The sequence below is a fragment of the Ectobacillus sp. genome (genome assembly GCF_056992975.1).
The window spans coordinates 1-1,881 of the sequence record NZ_JBXKMX010000209.1 but is presented as its reverse complement, the minus strand read 5'-3'; the positions used below and the strand labels follow the sequence as shown (position 1 = coordinate 1,881).

General features: G+C 35.3%; 2 protein-coding genes. Both read right to left on the bottom strand.

Annotated elements, in window-relative coordinates:
• Nucleotides 1-220, bottom strand: a 220-nt coding sequence (locus AC11ZT_RS09665) for an aminotransferase class III-fold pyridoxal phosphate-dependent enzyme (protein WP_484059395.1), incomplete at its 3' end; no start/stop codon positions are given.
• 82 nt (nt 221-302) lie between these two features.
• A complete protein-coding gene (locus AC11ZT_RS09660) occupies nt 303-1,484 on the bottom strand; it encodes a PucR family transcriptional regulator (RefSeq protein WP_484059394.1) in 1,182 nt (393 codons plus the stop codon).
• Nucleotides 1,485-1,881 lie beyond the last annotated feature (397 nt).

Genomic DNA, 1,881 nt, shown 5'->3' with positions numbered 1-1,881 from the left:
TATGCTTAAACTCCTCAAGTAATTTTGGATGCTGATGTCCTACATTTAAGTATACTAGTTGGGAACACATATCATAATATTTCTTGCCTTTTTCATCCCAGAAGAAAATCCCTTCCGCGTTTTTTATAATTTTGGGGTTCACATTCTTTTGCTTTGACCAGGAATGCATGACGTATTCTTTATCATCTTTCTTTATTTGTGTATCTTCAATCGGTTTCATTGCTTGTTCCTCCTTTAATAATTCTGAATTATTTGATAATTTAATCGTAACGCAACTATAGCCGCTTTGACAAGAACCACCTTTACAAAAAAGATTGTGCAACTGCACAATCTAAGGATGTATGTAACTCAAACATATCCTCGATCATAAAGGCTAATGTTATATTTGTTTTAGTAAATGTAGTGTTTACACTACATTGGAGTATCGATTCAATTTTTTTTATTTTATAAAGAACGGTATTCCGGTGGATATAGTTTCTTCGCCCTATTGTTGATGTATGCCCATCCTCTTCAATAAAAATGCGAAGAAAGGGAACGTAGTCTGTTTGGTGTAGTCTGTCATATCGATAGAGCGGTCCTAAAATTTCATGATGATATTCTTCTGCCATGTGCCGATCCTGTAAATGTAGTAACAGTTTATAGGCACCCATATTTTCATATGCATATATCGTTTGACTACAGCGATTTTGGCAAAGCTTAATCACGTGGCATGCTTCTTGATAGCTGTTTTTTACATGATTCAATTCCTTATACACGTTACCAATCCCTAGCCTTATATCACCTCTCTTTTTCTTAATGGCTGCGATTAAAGATGTTAGAGGAACTTGATTGGTTTCTCGTTCCTTAACCATATAGATGATTTGATTTTCAAATGAGATTGAAAGAAAATGTTTGTAACGCATGCGAATGCTCTCGGCTATAAGTGTAAGGAGAGTTGGCATGGAATCAATGCATTCGTCGAAGTTACACACCATTACTCTAAATCCAGCTTCAGAGGGAAAACCAAAGTAAGCTCGCTCTGCTTCATACTCATCTAAATCAAGTTGATCTTGAAACAGCAGATCGGATAGAAATTGCTGCTTGTCGTCCTTTAGATTCTGTGCGGAAGTTAAAAAGGAAACGGTAATTTTAATAAAATCAGCTATACGATATCTCCATGGCATTTCAAATACAGGAAACTGATGTTCATTTGCAAAATGCAATATATTTGAGGAAATGCTGGGAATATAAGGACCTGTATTTAATACAATGCCTGCAGCTTTACAGTAAAAGGCTGATTTCACCATTTCAATCAGTTCTTCTGCGTTATGATTCATATTAATACCCGTGGTAACAATAAGTTCATGCGGCCTGATAAATTCTGCAAGATCCACACTTTCTGTAACATTTACCCCTGTAACAAATCGTTCTAATCCGGATTCTCCTGCAACGACTGAAATAGCTTGTAACGAAGGAAGGCTGGCTATGTTTCGTAATGTCACCATGAAAATACCCATCTCCTTTCTATTCGTGATTTTAAAAAAGACTGCTATATAAATAGATTACACGGAAATTCGGAAATAGCTTACCAGTTTGTGAGAAAATCTTACGTAATCATTTTTGGGAAAATGAATGTGTAATGAGAATAAGGGGATTATTTACTTTTTTCTACTGGAAGAACATTATACTTGGGTAGTATGAGCATATCATCAACATAATAATTTGGATTCATTTGATAAGTGGGGGATTTATAAACAAGCGAGTGATTCCTTATCCTAACAACAGTCATGTCGTTCTATCCGAGCAAATAACATTTAGAGGATAATAAAAGATACAAAGACTACCATACCATTTGTGGGATTTGGTAGTCTTTGTGTTTAAGGCAATTCAATTTCTAGCACA

What these genes read in the sequence shown, in the direction of transcription:
- AC11ZT_RS09660 (WP_484059394.1), bottom strand. Translation starts at nt 1,484, where the DNA reads ATGGTGACATTACGAAACATAGCCAGCCTTCCTTCGTTACAAGCTATT.